Here is a 15,285-nt window from a genome sequence, read left to right on the forward strand (position 1 = left end):
CGGATCGCGCGTCCGAGGCAGAGCGGGCCGACCCTGGGATCGGCGGTCCCTGGTTCGGCAGTTGCGCGGCTGGGATCCTGGGACCATGGATCGGGGACAGCTCGCAGAGTTCTTGCGGATCAAGCGGCAAGGCCTGCAACCCAGCGATGTCGGTCTGCCCGCCGGCCTGCGCCGCCGTACGCCGGGGCTGCGCCGTGAGGAGGTGGCGAGCCTGGCGACCATGTCGACCGACTACTACACCCGCCTCGAGCAGGCCCGCGGTCCGCGTCCGTCCCGGGCCGTGCTGACCGGACTGGCCCGCGGACTGCGGCTGTCCGACGACGAGCGCGATCACCTCTTCCGGCTCGCGGGCGAGCAACCAGGACCGCCGCCCGGGCCGCCCGTCGACGTACGCACCGGCGTACTCCGGATGCTCGGCCGGCTCGACGTACCCAGTCTGGTGCTCGACGCGAAGTACGACGTCCTCGCCTGGAACCCGCTCGCGGCGGCACTGATCACCGACTTCTCGGCCCTGCCCACCCGCGAACGCAACCTGCTGCGGCTGCGGTTCCTGAGGGATCGGCAGACCGAGCTCTTCGGGGAGGAAGCGACGCGGGAGTTCGCGGCGGAGGCGGCGGCCGACCTGCGAACAGCGACGACGAAGTACCCGGACGATCCGGAGATCGCGCGGCTGGTGCGCGACCTGCTCGACGGGAGCCCGGAGTTCGCGGAGATCTGGGCCCGGCACGAGGTCGGGCGGCAGCAGTCGCTGTGCCAGACGATCTTCCATCCGCAGGTCGGCCGGATCGACGTGATCTGCGAGGTGCTCGTCGTCCCCGAGCGCGACCAGCGGGTCGTGCTCTACACGGCCGAGCCCGGATCCGAGTCCGATCAGGCGATCCGGCTGCTGGATGTGATCGGCATGCAGGAGTTGACAACCCGACCCTGATCAAGCGACCGTTTGATCCGTTGGTTTCCGACGGAGAGGTCTAGCTGATGCGTAAGTTACTTACTCCCTTGGTGGTGCTCGGCTTGTTCGCCGTACCGATCCGCGCGGCCGACGCCGCGCCGGGGAAGCTGGTGTTCGCCGACGAGTTCGACGGTACGGCGATCGACCGGGCCAAGTGGGCGATCCACTCGAACGCGGAAGCCGACCAATGCCTCGGCAACACGGGCAACCAGCAGCTCGAATGGCATACCTGGGACGCGCTGTCGGTCAGCGACGGGAAGCTCACGATGACGGCTCGGAAGAACAACCCGGCAGCTGGGTACGAGTGGTCCGGCGCGCTGATCACGACCGGGCAGGCGTGCGGGCACGAGCCGGCGCAGTCGTTCGCCGTACAGCCTGGTGACTACATCGAGACGCGGCTGAAACTCCCGGCGGACCAGGGTTTCTGGCCCTCCACCTGGACGTGGAACGGCAACGGGTCGAACGAGCAGGACACGTACGAGTTCTACAGCGACAACCACGAGGCGCTGTACCTGACCAATCACCAGTCCCCCGGCGGCGCCTGCACCTACGAGTCGCCGACCGACCTCACCACCGACTGGCACACGATCGCCGAGCAGGTCGGACCAGACCATACGGTTTGGTATGTCGACGGCAAAGAGGTGTGCCGGCAGGGCGCGTACTCCGGGAGCGGGGACGCGCTGATTCTGGATCTGTTCGTGTACGGGAAGATCCCGCCGACCGTGAGCGCCGGGTCGATGCAGCTCGACTACGTCCGGGTCTACCGCCCGTAGAAGCTGAGGCCCCGCACCTCGGACGGGGTGCGGGGCCTCGGGGACACCGGGCGGGGCTGGGTTTGCCCGGTGGCCTGACTACTGCCCGGTGAAGGTGAAGCTCGAGCCGGGCTCCTTGAGGATGTCGCCGTCCCTGGAGTTGGTGATGGTGACGTTGGAGAGCGTCGCGTTGCCGCGGGCGCCGCCCATCGCAAGGATGCCGGAGCCGTTGTTCGACTTGTCGATCCGGATGTTGCTGAGCGCAACGTTCGGCATCTCGCCGCCGCCGGTCTTGAACTGGATCCCGTCGTACGTCGAGTCGTAGATCTCGGTGTCGCGGATCGTGACGCCGGGGATCGGCAGGTTCGACGGGAACAGTGTGATCGCCCCGAACTCCTGCGCCTCGTTCCAGAACACGCCACCGCAGCGGTAGAGCGCGTTGTTCGCGATCAGCGTCGTACCGGAGAACGGCAGCGGGTCGTGGTCGGTCGCGAGCATGATGCCGGGGTAGTTCATCGTGTCGTAGATCAGGTTGTTCTGGATGTTGTTGCCATAACCTCCGTAGATCGCGATGCCGTTCGCCCGCCACGGCAGTTGCACGGTGTTGTTGGTGAACGAGTTGTCGTGGCCGATGTCGACCGACTGGTCCTTCACGTACTTGTTCGCCCAGACGGCCAGCGAGTCGTCGCCGGTGGTCCGGAAGGACGAGTTGAACACCTTCGAGTTCCGGGTGCCGTTGGTGAAGTTGATCCCGTCGGCGTACGTGTCGCGGATCCGCATGCCGCTGAACTCGAGCCCGTCTGCCGGGCCCCACAGATCGGGGATGTTGTCGTAGTCGCGTCCGACCCAGACCCCGACGTTCGAGTGCTCGATCCAGACGTTGCTGATCTTCGTACCGGTCCCGAACCGGCCGTTGAGCGCGACGCCGCCCTCGGCGTTCCCGTCACCGCCGCGGATCCGCCCGGACCCGAAGATCGCGATATCCGAGAGTTGCACGTTCTTGTCGATGTCGAAGCCGAAGTTGCCTTCGTGCGGGTGGTTGATACCGCCGGCGTTCTGCGGCTCGATGGTCGAGTACAGCTGCGAGTACCACATCCCGGCGCCGCGGATCGTGGCATTGCTGATCCCGACCTGGTTGTACTGACCGCGGTTCAGCGGGTCGTCGGTGAGGATCTTCTTCTCCTGCCGCCATTGACCTTCCGGGATCCAGACGCAGCTGATCACGCCGTTCTGGTCGTCGGTCACCGCCCGCTGGATCGCGTCCGCGTCGTCGACGCCGTCGTTCGGCACCGCGCCGTACTGCGTGATCGACGTGCAGCCGGACGGCTGGGTCAGCGGCGGCGCGACCTGCTCGAGGTCGACGAGGTCGACGATGTAGTACGACGCCGTGTCGCCGGCGTCGCGCTGCAGCCGGAACTTCGTGCCGGCCGGGTACGACGTACCGAGCAAGGCATGTGATTCGTCGAAGAGACGGCGTGCATCGCCACCCGGGGTGTTGGTGAGTCCTTCCGGCTGGTCCGTGTTGCCGTAGAGCCAGCTGTTGTGGGACGACAGGTTCAGCTTCTGCTTGAACGTGCCGTCGACGTACAGGCTGATCGTTGCCTGCAGCCCCTGCCCGTCGGCCGAGTCCGGGATCGAGTTGCGGACGACGATCGAGTTGGTCGGAACGGTCGAGGTGAATTCGACGTACTGCCCGCTCGAGTTCAGCCGCACCGACTGACGGCCGGACGACTCGGTGGCGAAGTTCGTGTGCCCGAAGGTCCGCAGCGCATCCGCCGTCAGCAGCGTGCCGGTGTAGGAACCCGCCTCGGCCTCGTACGACGTGAACGGTACGGCGGCACCGCGGCCGACGACGATCGACTTGGTCAGGGTGTTGTTGGTTTCGTTGGTCTCGGCAACGGTGTTGGTCGAGTCGGCGGTTGCGGTCAGGGTCGCGCCGCCGTTGGTCGCCGTCCAGGTTCCGCTGATCGCGACGTTGGCGGTGGCACCGGCGGCGATCGACGCAGTGTTGCCGGTGAGGGTGGTGGTGCTGACGGTCAGCTTGGTGACGCTCGCGGCTGAGGCCGACGTACCACGGTTGTTGACGGCAACGGTGAAGGAGACCGCTGCGCCGGGAGCCGGGTTGGCCGGGTTGGAGGTGATGCCGGTGACCTGGAGATCCGGCCCGGGAGCTTGGGCGACCTGCAGTTGGCTGGTCGCTTGCAGGGTGTTGTTGGTGTCGTTCTGTTCGACGATCGCGTTGGTGGGATCGGCGACGGCGGCAACGGTGTAGTTGCCTTGGGCACGCGTCCCGGCGTCGGCGGTGACGGTGGTGGATGCGCCGGCCGCGAGAGCGCCGACGTTCGCCGTCCCGGCTGTGCTGCCGTTGAGGAGGAAGTTCAGGGTGCTCGCCGGGGCGGCTGCCGAGCCGTCGTTCTTGACGGTTGCGGACAGGGTGATCGGCGTGGTCTCGGTCGGGTTGGCCGGGGACCAGGCGACGTTCGTCACGACGAGGTCGGGGTTGGGCGCCGCCGTACCGAAGACCTGGAGCTCGGCGACCTGGCCGCCGGGTGCGCCGGTGTTGCTGAAGACCTGCAGGCGGAGGTCGGCGTACCGGCCGGTGACCGGAATGGTGACCGTGTTCTGGTTGGCGGACGGGTCGAACTGGTAGTCGGCTCGCGCGACGACCGAGGTGAACGTCGTGGCTGACTGTTCACGGCCGAGGACCTGGATGCTCTGCGTGCGTGCACCCCAGACCGGGTCGGGGTTGAGCTTGACGACCACCGAGCTGAGGTCGGCGTTCGCGCCGAGCTTCACGGTCAGCGTCGATGGGAAGCCGTTGGACTCCCAGTACGTGCCGGCGTTGCCGTCGTTCGCATTCGACGCGACGAAGCTGAAGACCGAGCTGGACGCCTCGATCGCTTTGCCGGCGGCGAGGTCGGTGCCGGTCGGAGGTTCGACCGGCCCGCCACCAGGCCCGGCCAGCTCGAACTCCGACAGTTGCGCAGCCGGCCAGCCCGTGTTCGCGGTGAAGGTGAGCCGGACGTAGCGCGCGGCGGTGTTGGTGAAGTTGATCGTCACGACGTTGCTCCCGCTGAAGGAGTACGCCGTACTGCTGACGATCGTGCTGAACGACGAGCCGTTGGCGCTGCCCTGGACCGTCAGCGTCTGGCTCCGCAGGCCCCACGAAGCGGGGAGCTTGAGCGTGAGCTGATTGACGTCCTTGGTGGCGCCGAGGTCCGCCTGGATCCATTGCGGGAAGGCGTTGTTGTTGCTCTCCCAGTACGTGTTCTGGTTGCCGTCGCCGGCGTTGCCGCTCGGGTACTCCCCGATCGAACTGCTGGCAGAGAGGGTCTTGGTCAGGGTCGCGGCGGTGGCTGTCGGGACGGACAGCAGGCCGGTGGCGATGAGTACGGCGGCAAGCAGCAGCCGTAGGAGGGTCTTCCGATGCATGGGTCCTCCGTCGGGGCGGTGGGAGGTGAGCTAATTGCATGAGATTGATGATTTCTTGCAGCTCAGTACCGCGAAGCTTGCAGCACCCGTCGCAGCAGGTCAACACTTCGCCACCCACAGAAATCACCCCGCCCTGAATCCAGGACGGGGTGACGGCTAGCGAAACTCAGGCGCGACGCTGGGTGGCCCAGTCGCGGATCAGCTCGATCCGCTCCTTCAACTGGATGGAGGAGGCGTGGGCGGCCGCGGGGCCGCCGAGTTTGCGGCGCAGGTCGTTGTGGATGACGCCGTGCGGCTGGCCGGTGCGGTGGTGCCAGGCAGCGACCAGGCCGTTCAGCTCGCGGCGAAGGAGGGCGATCTGCTCGTGGGTGGCCAGCTCGGTGGGCGTCGGGTCCTCGCGGTCACTTGTCGTCCGGGACGACTTCTTCTGCGCGGCCAGGGACTTCTGCTGGCGCTTGTGCAGCAGCTCGCGGACCTGGTCCGGCTCCAGCAGACCGGGCAGCCCGAGGAAGTCCAGCTCCTCGTCCGACGCCTGGTCACCGCCCGTCCCGTAGTCGCCGCCGTCGAACACCACCCGGTCGAAGCTCGCGTCCGACCCGAGCGCCTCGAAGTTCCCCTCGAGCTCGTCGCTGGCGCCCTCGGTCTGGTTCGCCTGCTTCAGCAGGTCGTCCTCGAGGGCGAAGATGTCGCCGTCCTCGTTGCTGTTCTTCCGGCCGAGGACGTGGTCCCGCTCGACCTCCATCTCGGCCGCGAACCCGAGCAGCCGGGTCACCGACGGAACGAACACCGACGCGGTCTCGCCCCGCTTCCGCGCCCGGACGAACCGTCCGACCGCCTGCGCGAAGAACAGCGGTGTCGAGGTCGGCGTCGCGTACACGCCGACCGCCAGCCTCGGCACGTCGACACCTTCGGACACCATCCGCACCGCGACCATCCAGCGCGATTCCCCTTCGGAGAACTTCTGGATCTTCTTGCTCGCAGCCTTCTCGTCGGACAGCACGACGGTCGGCGCCTCGCCGGTCAGCTCGCGAAGGGTCTTGGCGTACGCACGGGCCGTGTTCTGATCGCCGGAGATCACCAGCGCGCCGGCGTCCGGCATGTGCCGCCGCACCTCGGTCAGGCGCTTGTCCGCGGCGCCGAGAACCGCCCCCATCCACTCGCCGGCCGGGTCCAGCGCGGTCCGCAGCGCCTGCGCGGTCAGGTCCTTGGTCAGCGGCTCACCGAGTCGCGCCGCGACCTCGTCACCGGCCTTGGTCCGCCAGCGCATCTCACCGGAGTACGACATGAAGATCACCGGACGTACGACGTGATCGCGCAGGGCATGCCCGTACCCGTAGGTGTAGTCCGCCTTGCTGCGGGCGACCCCGTCGTGCGCCGTTTCGTACGTGACGAACGGGATCGGGTTGTCGTCGCTGCGGAACGGCGTACCGGTCAGGCAGAGCCGGCGGGCCGCGGGCTCGAACGCCTCGCGAACACCCTCGCCCCAGCTGAGCGCGTCACCGCCATGGTGCACCTCGTCCAGGATGACCAGAGTCTTGAACCGCTCGGTCCGGACCCGGAACGCGAGCGGGTTGACCGCCACCCCGGCGTACGTCACCGCGACGCCCTGGAAGTCCTTGTTGGTCTTACCGCGCCGCCCGGCGAACGCCGGGTCGATCGCGATCCCTGCCCGGTCGGCGGCCTCGGCCCACTGGACCTTGAGGTGCTCGGTCGGCGTGACCACGGTGATCCGCTCGATCACCCGCCGCTGCAGCAGCTCGGCGGCCACGGTCAGCGCGAACGTGGTCTTTCCCGCGCCCGGCGTCGCCACCGCGAGGAAGTCGCGCGGGTTGGCGTCGAGATACAGCTTCAGCGCTTCGGACTGCCACGCACGGAGCTTGCTCGCGGTACCCCACGCCGCACGCTCCGGATACGCCGGTGGTAGCACGGCTGGCGCGGCGGGCAGATGCGAATCCACGGACGGCGTTCTCCCCCGATAGTCGACTGTCGGCCGTGCAGGAACGTTACCTGACGGATGTGACAACCGTCGTACGGCATGTCGGGGTACGGGCAGTCTGTGGATAAAGTTCCCGGATCGCCTGGTGGGACGTCATACACTCAGGGGTATGAGTACTCAGCTGACCCCGGGCGCGGAGACGGTTGTCGATGAGCGGACACAGCCGCTGGAGGGCGGGGACCACGAGCGGTTCTCGCACTACGTGCCGAAGGACAAGCTGACCGAGGCGATGGTGATGGGCACCCCGGTGGTGGCCCTGTGCGGCAAGGTGTGGGTGCCGAGCCGCGACCCGGAGCGCTTCCCGGTCTGCCCGGAGTGCAAGGAGATCTGGGACTCGCTGAACCCGGATGACGGTGGCGGCGACGGCGAGTAGCGCCCGCTAGTTCATCGTGGGGTCGTCGGGGTACGTCGCCAGGTAGGCCATCTGGTCGCTCTGGCGGCGCAGCACCCGGCGCCAGAGCGTCTCCGGGTCGTGGCCGAACACGTCCTCGGTCACCGACTCGACGACGTACCAGGCGCCCTCCGCGATCTCGCCCTCGAGCTGACCGCTGGACCAGCCGGCGTACCCGGCGAAGATCCGCATCCGGCTGATCGCGCCCTCGAGCAGCACCGGCGGTACGTCGAGGTCGACCAGCCCGATCCGGCCGAAGCACTCGCGCCAGCCGGGCGGGTCCGCGGCCTCGACCACCTCGGCGACCGCGAGCGCGCTGTCGGTCCCGACCGGCCCGCCCATGAACAGCACGCCGGGCTCGTCCACGGCCGTCGACCAGTCCGGAAGCACCCGGTCCACCGCGAGGTCCGCGGCGCGGTTCACGACCACCCCCAGTGCGCCGTCGTCGTCGTGGTCCAGCAGCAGGATCACCGACCGGCGGAAGGGCGGTTCGTCGAGCAACGGGGTCGCCACCAGCAGCGAACCTGTCAGGGTCGAGACCGTCATACCTCCATCATGGCGTACGACGGTTCGCTCTGAACCCGATCCAGGCACCGATCGCAACACCAGCGAGGTCCGCGAGCGCGTCCAACGGGTCCCCGTCGCGCTGCGGCAGCAGCCAGTGCTGCACGAGCTCGCTGACGATGGCGTTCGCGGCCAGTGCTCCCAGCAACCATCGCGCCGGTACGCCGACCTTCAGCCCGGTGAATGCGACGGCCGCGAACAGGAAAGCGTGCGCGACCTTGTCGATCTGCGGGATCCCGACGTGCGGACCCGCCTCACGCGGCGAGTAGACGCCGTACAGCTGCAACGCCACCGCCGCGACGAACCCGATCCGCCACAGCCAGACCGACCGTCCCGTCTTCGTCTCATCCGCTACCTGCACGGTCACGCCGGAGAGTCGTCCGGGTAGTTCTCGTGCGCCGGCGCCTTGCCGCCGGCCGCGTCGCGGACAGCGTGTGCGACGCGAGTGTGCACCTCGGGATGGAAGACGCTCGGCACGATGTACGTGGCGTTCAGCTCCTCGTCCGTGACGACACCGGCGAGCGCCTTCGCGGCGGCCAGCTCCATGTCGACCGACACCTTCGAGGACTGCGCGTCGAGCAGACCGCGGAACACCCCCGGGAACACCAACACGTTGTTGATCTGGTTCGGGTAGTCGCTACGGCCGGTCGCGACCACGGCCGCGTGCTCGCCGGCCTCGCCCGGGTCGACCTCGGGCACCGGATTCGCCAGCGCGAACACGATCGAGTCGTCGTTCATCGTGGCGATGTCGGCGCCGTCGAGGATGTTCGGCGCGGAGACGCCGATGAACACGTCGGCGCCCGCCAGCGCCCCCTTCAGGTTGCCGCTGTACTTCGCGGCGTTGGTGTTCTCCGCGATCCAGCGCAGCTCCGGCGACAGGCCCTCGCGCTCGGTGTGGATGATCCCGTCGACGTCCGCGACGACGGCGTCCTTCACTCCCGCGGCGAGCAGCAGCTTGAGGATCGCCGTACCGGCTGCGCCGGCGCCGGACAGCACCACTCGCACGTTCGTGATGTCCTTGCTGACCACGCGCAGCGCGTTGTAGAGCGCAGCCAGTACGACGACCGCCGTACCGTGCTGGTCGTCGTGGAAGACCGGGATGTCGAGCTCCTCACGCAGCCGGGCCTCGATCTCGAAGCAGCGCGGCGCGGAGATGTCCTCCAGGTTGATCCCGGCGAACCCGGGGGCGATCGCCTTCACGATCTGGACGATCGCGTCCGGGTCCTGGGTGTCCAGGCACAGCGGCCACGCGTCGATCCCGGCGAACCGCTTGAACAGCGCGGCCTTGCCCTCCATCACCGGCAGTGCGGCCTTCGGGCCGATGTTGCCGAGGCCGAGTACGGCGGAACCGTCGGTGACGACCGCGACGCTGTTGCGCTTGATCGTCAGCCGGCGCGCGTCGTCCGGGTTGGCCGCGATCGCCAGGCAGACCCGCGCGACACCCGGCGTGTAGATCATCGACAGGTCGTCACGGTTGCGGATCGGGTGCTTGGCCTCCATCGAGATCTTGCCGCCGAGGTGCATCAGGAACGTCCGGTCCGAGACCCGGCCGATCTCGACACCCGGCACGGCCCGCATCGCCTCGACCAGCCGGCCGGCGTGCTCGGTGTCGGCCGCGGCGCAGGTGACGTCGATCCGCAGCCGCTCGTGGCCGGACGCGGTCACGTCGAGCGCGGTGACCAGACCGCCGGCCTGCTCGACCGCGGTCGTCAGCTTGCTCACCGTCGAGCCACCCGCGGGCACCTCGAGGCGAACGGTGATGGAGTACGAAACACTCGGCAAGGCAGTCACGCGGGTGATCCTCTCACGCCACTGGTAAGGCCCGGAGGTTACGTACGTAAAGTTCCCGGCTCAGGCGTCCTCGTCCAGCCAGGCCCTGACCGACTCGTCGTGCTCGCCCAGCCGCGGCGGCGGCAGGTTGGTCTCGCGGGCACCGGCGTACGGGTTGTCGTCGAAGCGCAGCGGCGGGCCGGGGAGCTGGATCGTGCCCAGGGTCGGGTGCTCGACATCGATCAGCAGGCCCTGGGACAGCGTCTGCTCCCACTCGTACACCTGCTGGAAGTCGCGAACCTTCCCGGCCGGAATCCCCTTCTCCGCAAGGCGTTCCAGCCACACATCGGCCGGCTCGACGGCGAACGCTGCCTCGATCGCGGCGGTCAGCTCGTCACGATGGGCAACCCGCTGCGAGTTGACCGCGAACCGCACGTCCTCCGGGTCGAGGCCGACGATCGGCGCGAACGTCCGCCACTGCCCCTCGCTACCCACCGCAACCTGGATGCTGGTGTCGGCGGTGCGATACATCCCGTACGGCGCGATCTGCGCGTGGTGATTGCCGACCCGTTCCGGCAGCTGATGCGCGACCGTCCACTTCGTGCCGTGGAAGGCGTGGACGCCGATCACCGACGCGAGCAGGCTCGTCCGCACGACGCGACCCTTGCCGGTGATCGATCGCTCGTGCAAGGCGGCCAGCGCACCGTAAGCGCCGTACATGCCGGCCAGCAGGTCCGCGATCGGGGCGCCGACCTTGGTCGGCTCGACCGCGCCGGTGATGCTCATCAGACCGCCTTCGCCCTGCGCGATCTGGTCGTACCCGGCACGCCCGCCGTCCGGTCCGTCGTGCCCGAAGCCGGTGATCGAGAGGATGACGAGGCCGGGGTTGAGCTCGTGCAGTTGCTCTGTGGAGAAGCCGAGCCGGTCGAGCACGCCAGGGCGGAAGTTCTCGATCAGGACGTCGGCCTTGCGGACCAGCCTGGTCAGGAACTCCTTGCCCTCGGCCGACTTGAGGTCGGCGGTCACCGATTCCTTGTTCCGGTTCGCGGACAGGTAGTACGTCGACTCGCCCTCGACGAACGGTGGTCCCCAGCCGCGGCTGTCGTCGCCGCCGTTCGGGGTCTCCACCTTGATCACCCGGGCGCCGAGGTCGCCGAGCATCATCGCCGCGTGCGGACCCGCGAGCGCACGGGTGAGGTCCACGACCACGACGTCGGACAGAAGGTTCACGGGTCGAGCGTAGGCGAGGACACCGCAGCGGGCCGTGACGCGACTCTCAGGCGGACACCTTGCGGGCAAGGGATGCGAGGCGGTGGGTGACGTCGCGGGGGCGTTCCTGCATGAGCATGTGGCCGGCGCCGGGGTAGATCCACAGGCGCGCGCTCGGGAGCTGCGCGGCGATCCGGTTGGCGTGCCGCGGCGGGAGGAGACGGTCGCGGGTGCCGTGCATGATCTCCACCGGCACCTGGTCGAGCGCCTTCAGCGCATCGCCGCGATCGTGCTCCATCATCGTCTCGAAGAACCCCAGGTACGACGGACCGGGCACGATCGCCAGGTCCTGCAGGAACAGCTCGATCTCCGCCGGATCCGCATGCTTCCCGAACACCACCCGCCGCAAAGCCGGCGCCTGCAAGCTCGCCGCAACCGCCACCGCCCGCCGCCGCGCCGCCACCACCAACCGCGCCCCCCGCTGCACACCCCGCGCCCCACCGTCGCCGCCGTCACCGCCGTCACCGCCGTCACCGCCGTCGCCGCCCCGCGGCCTTGCCGCCTCGTCGGCGGGGTGCACGCCCGCCGAACCATCGGCGAGCACGCCGCCACCGACCGGACCGACGCCGAGCACGCCCGCTCCCGCGCCGTCAGCTCCTCCGCCGTCCTTTGCCGCGGCGGCGGCGCCCGCAGCGGCTGCTGCGGCGGCGGCTCTGCGGGCCGCTCGTTTCTCCGCTCTCGCGCCGACTGCGTTCAGCACTCGGGGAGCGATTCGGGCAGCTGCTGGGTCGAAGCGGGGTGGGATGCCGAGGGCGCCCTCGGTGAGGTGGCCTGAGGTGGTGCTGACCAGCGCCGCCGCACGGATGCGTGCGCCGAACAATTCCGGATACAGCTCCGCGGCCGCCATCAACGTCATGCCGCCCATCGAGTGCCCGGCATACACCACCGGCCCGTCACCGACGACCTCATCCAGAACCGTGACCATGTCATCGGCAAGCTGATCAAGCCGCATCGACCCGGCAGGCGCAGCGGCCGACCGGCCGTGCCCACGATGGTCGTAGGTGACGACGCGCACTGCATCCGGCCCGAGCACCTCCGGCAGTTTCTCCACCTGGTTGTGCCACGACCGCGTCGAACACGTCCACCCGTGCACGAGCAACACCGTCACCGGCGCGTCAGCCGGCCCGGTGACCTCGACGTTCAGCCGTACTCCGTCGCGAGCAGTGACCCCGGACCGCTCCAACTGGATCGTCACGCAATCTCCCGTTCCCGTTCGCCGGCGGCCAGATGAGCCGCACGCGCCCGCCCGCCGCGCGCACCACGCCCGACCAGCCAGGCGATCCCGATGATCTCGAGCAGTCCGACCACGGCGAGCAGTGCATAACCGGCGTTCCACATCCATCGTGGCACGTCGGTCTTCTCCTCGCGCCGCAGGATCTGCTGCTCGTTCACGAACTCGACCGTCTGCCCGTTCGACACCTGCACCGCGGGCTTCTCGATCGCCGCATCCTCCGGCGCGTACACCCAGGCCGCCACCATGTCCCGCTGCCCCTGGTGCAGCCGGATCATCGACTTCCACTTCCCGTACATCGGCACCGCGCCGGCCGACCGATACGTGCCGTCGGCAACCTTCTCCATCGGCTGGTATACCAAACCGCCGCCCTGCCAGGCCAGCGCCTCGAACCACCGCGCTCCGTCGACCGCATCCCCGGGCGACATCGTGATCGTGACGTACGCCGTCGGCTCGGCCCCGGTGGCCACCCGATCCAACGTCACCACACCCGACACACCCGGGTCCGCCGACCGCGGCACGCAGAAGAACACCGTCGCCACGACCGCGACCAGCCCGACCGCACCGAGCTGATGCGTACGGCGGACCGCGACCGGCCGGATGTGCTTGATCCCGACGGCCCGTTCCTCGCCGGCGACCTCGGCGTACCGCGTCGCGAGCCACGCTCCGACCAGACCGGCTCCGATTCCGACGATCACGCCGTACCCGAGCGCGGACGGCAACATCGACGACGGCCAGGCGATCGGCATCCAGACACGACTCCAGGCGTACTCCGCGACCACGCCGACGGTCCCGATCAGCGCACCCGCGACCGCACCGAGCCGGAAGCGGTTCTTGTTGCCCAAGGCAAACGCCACCAGCTCGACCAGAACCGCCTCGACGATCAGCAGCGGGAAGTGCCCGACGATCTGCCCCAGCGGCTCCGCCACCGCCCACGCGATCCCGCCGCGGATGATCAGGTAGACCGCCAGCGCGGCGAACGCCGTACCCGGACCGCGTCGCGCCCGCAGGATCGTGAACCCGAGCGCGGCGCCGAACACGATCAGAATCGGCTGCAAAACAAGGGGAAACTGCGGTACGCCGTAGTTGAACTCCGTGCTGAACAGGTCCCACGCGATCAGCAGCGCACCGACCGACACGATCTCCTGGAACAGCCGTCGCTTGTTCGGCACGACCAACTGCTCGACCTCAGCGATCGCGAGCAACCGGGCGAAGATCGAGAAGACCACCCCGCCGATCATCAGCAGGTGGGTCAGCCCCCAGAGCGTGACGTCCTCACCGAACAGCCGGTGCCACACGTCGTCGAGCGGGAACCCGACCAGCGCGAACGTCCCGCAGACGGTGACAAGCGCGGCGCTACAAGGAATCCGCCACCCCTTGGTCAGCTTGATCGTGCGGGCCGGCAGCGGCTTGCCCGCGAGTGCGATCGGCAACACGCCCGAGATGATCACGCCGAGGATGCCGAAGAAGATCGGGTAGTGCGCCGCCGTACCGAACGGGCCGGTGTCGCGGCCGCGGTCGATGTGGATCGCGATGTCCCACCACACCCCGAACGCGCAGGCGAGCAACGAGACAGCGTGCAGGTACGGCGTCAGTGCGGCCCATCGGGGGACTCCGTCCAGCCTCCCGATGGTGTCCGCAAACCTACCTACCAGCGTGACGCGTCCGGTGCGTTCCCGCCACAGCAGCACGGCGAGTGCGAGGTATACCAAACCCACCACGCCGGTGACGATCGCGATCTGGTCGAAGCTCGCCGTACCGGTGGTCGCCAGCGGGATCGCCATCGAAGCTCCTTACATCAGACATGCGCCATGCTTGATGTTACATCTACTATGTAACGTGGAGTCTGCAAGACTGTCAAGGGTGGAAGAGGAGCTCACTGTCGACCAACTGGCCGCCAAGGTCGGGATGACGGTCCGCAACGTGCGTGCATACGCCGGGCGCGGGCTGATCCCGCCGCCGCGGCTGGTCGGCCGGACCGGCTACTACGGCAACGATCACGTGGCCCGGTTGACCCTGGTCCGGGAGCTGCTCGACAAGGGCTACACACTCGCCGCGGTCGAGCGGATGCTGGGCGAGCTCCCCGACGGCGCGCTCGCGCTCGGGGTCTTCGAGACCCTCGTCAACCCGTGGACACCGTCGGAGCCTGAGGTTCTCGACGGCGAGCAGCTGGCCGATCGGGCCGGCGTGCCGTACGACCCGGCGGTGATCGAGCGGCTGGTCGAGCTGGGCATCGCGGAGCGGCTGGAGGACGGCCGGCTCCGGATCCCGAACTCGGACCTGCTCCGCACCGGCCTCGAGGTGATCAAGCTCGGTGTCCCGATGGAAGCGATCTTCGAGATGCTGCCCAAACTGTTCGCCCAGGCCGACGCGGTCGCCAAGACGTACGTCGAACTGTTCCGCTCGACCGTCTGGCGCGACTTCACCAACGCCGGCATGCCCGCCGACGGCTGGCCCGAGATCCAGCGAACGCTCGAAGGAATCATCCCGCTGGCCGGCCAGGCGCTGGTCGCAGCGTTCCGCGAGGCCATGGCCCGCGAGATCGAACAGGTCGCCTACGAGGAACTCGGCGTCAACCCGAACACCCTCCCCTCCACCGGCTGACCCATCTCTTTCTCCCCCGCCGAGCGAAGCGAGGCGGGTCGTTGCCCCTAGGTAGCACTATCCGGCGGTCAGCCGATCCCCTACCTCCTCCCCTGGCCCGCATCAGGGATTCCTCGGGAGACAGATAGGTAATCCTCCGCATGCGTGAACCAGCACTCACGCGCGACCGTATAGCTACCAGAACAGACCAGGCAGGAGGACGGCGATGCGCCAGATCCAGATCCGTCGGCGACCACGCACCACGACGACCCGCCGCCAGACCCAGAACCAGACCCTCGACCTCCGGACCCCGTCCGGCCGTCCACTGCCCTTCTGACCCCAGAGCTG

12 protein-coding genes are annotated in these 15,285 nt (G+C 68.6%); 4 read left to right on the plus strand and 8 right to left on the minus strand.

Going from position 1 to position 15,285, the window contains the following annotated elements; all coding sequences use genetic code 11:
- Nucleotides 1-85 precede the first annotated feature (85 nt).
- Nucleotides 86-928 (plus strand): helix-turn-helix transcriptional regulator, encoded by an 843-nt coding sequence (locus tag ACFWUU_RS07060; RefSeq protein WP_380173423.1) that lies wholly within the window; start codon nt 86-88, stop codon nt 926-928.
- Nucleotides 929-975: 47 nt separating this feature from the next.
- Complete coding sequence (locus ACFWUU_RS07065) at nt 976-1,722, plus strand: family 16 glycosylhydrolase (RefSeq protein ID WP_380173425.1); 747 nt, start codon at nt 976-978, stop codon at nt 1,720-1,722.
- Nucleotides 1,723-1,800: 78 nt separating this feature from the next.
- Here ACFWUU_RS07065 and ACFWUU_RS07070 read toward each other — a convergent pair whose 3' ends face one another.
- On the minus strand, nt 1,801-5,133 hold the full coding sequence (locus ACFWUU_RS07070) for a CARDB domain-containing protein (RefSeq protein WP_380173427.1): 3,333 nt from the start codon (nt 5,131-5,133) through the stop codon (nt 1,801-1,803).
- Between the two features lie 166 nt (nt 5,134-5,299).
- Nucleotides 5,300-7,090 (minus strand): DEAD/DEAH box helicase, encoded by a 1,791-nt coding sequence (locus ACFWUU_RS07075; protein WP_380173429.1) that lies wholly within the window; start codon nt 7,088-7,090, stop codon nt 5,300-5,302.
- 148 nt (nt 7,091-7,238) lie between these two features.
- Between ACFWUU_RS07075 and ACFWUU_RS07080 the strand changes: the two genes are divergently transcribed.
- Entirely contained in the window at nt 7,239-7,502 is a 264-nt protein-coding gene (locus ACFWUU_RS07080; protein ID WP_380173431.1) for a DUF3039 domain-containing protein, read from the plus strand.
- Between the two features lie 6 nt (nt 7,503-7,508).
- Here ACFWUU_RS07080 and ACFWUU_RS07085 read toward each other — a convergent pair whose 3' ends face one another.
- The 6 genes from ACFWUU_RS07085 to ACFWUU_RS07110 are packed head-to-tail and all read right to left on the minus strand — an operon-like array spanning nt 7,509 to nt 14,138.
- Nucleotides 7,509-8,066, minus strand: coding sequence for a YqgE/AlgH family protein (locus tag ACFWUU_RS07085; protein WP_380173432.1), 558 nt, complete (start codon nt 8,064-8,066; stop codon nt 7,509-7,511).
- Nucleotides 8,067-8,073: 7 nt separating this feature from the next.
- Nucleotides 8,074-8,451 (minus strand): VanZ family protein, encoded by a 378-nt coding sequence (locus ACFWUU_RS07090; RefSeq protein WP_380173434.1) that lies wholly within the window; start codon nt 8,449-8,451, stop codon nt 8,074-8,076.
- Nucleotides 8,448-9,875: an NAD-dependent malic enzyme gene (locus ACFWUU_RS07095; RefSeq protein WP_380173435.1), complete on the minus strand. Its 1,428-nt coding sequence runs from the start codon at nt 9,873-9,875 to the stop codon at nt 8,448-8,450. The genes ACFWUU_RS07090 and ACFWUU_RS07095 overlap by 4 nt, the downstream gene beginning before the upstream one ends.
- Before the next feature lie 60 nt (nt 9,876-9,935).
- The gene (locus ACFWUU_RS07100; protein WP_380173437.1) at nt 9,936-11,084 is read right to left on the minus strand and encodes a CaiB/BaiF CoA transferase family protein; all 1,149 of its coding nucleotides are present in this window, start codon (nt 11,082-11,084) and stop codon (nt 9,936-9,938) included.
- Between the two features lie 46 nt (nt 11,085-11,130).
- Nucleotides 11,131-12,318 carry an alpha/beta fold hydrolase gene (locus ACFWUU_RS07105; protein WP_380173439.1) on the minus strand — a complete coding sequence of 396 codons (1,188 nt, stop codon included), beginning with the start codon at nt 12,316-12,318 and terminating at the stop codon, nt 11,131-11,133.
- Entirely contained in the window at nt 12,315-14,138 is a 1,824-nt protein-coding gene (locus ACFWUU_RS07110; protein WP_380173441.1) for a hypothetical protein, read from the minus strand. The genes ACFWUU_RS07105 and ACFWUU_RS07110 overlap by 4 nt, the downstream gene beginning before the upstream one ends.
- A 79-nt stretch (nt 14,139-14,217) precedes the next feature.
- Between ACFWUU_RS07110 and ACFWUU_RS07115 the strand changes: the two genes are divergently transcribed.
- The gene (locus ACFWUU_RS07115; protein ID WP_233714565.1) at nt 14,218-14,958 is read left to right on the plus strand and encodes a MerR family transcriptional regulator; all 741 of its coding nucleotides are present in this window, start codon (nt 14,218-14,220) and stop codon (nt 14,956-14,958) included.
- Nucleotides 14,959-15,285: the final 327 nt, after the last annotated feature.

The sequence above is a fragment of the Kribbella sp. NPDC058693 genome, assembly GCF_042715335.1.
Taxonomy (GTDB): domain Bacteria; phylum Actinomycetota; class Actinomycetes; order Propionibacteriales; family Kribbellaceae; genus Kribbella; species Kribbella jiaozuonensis.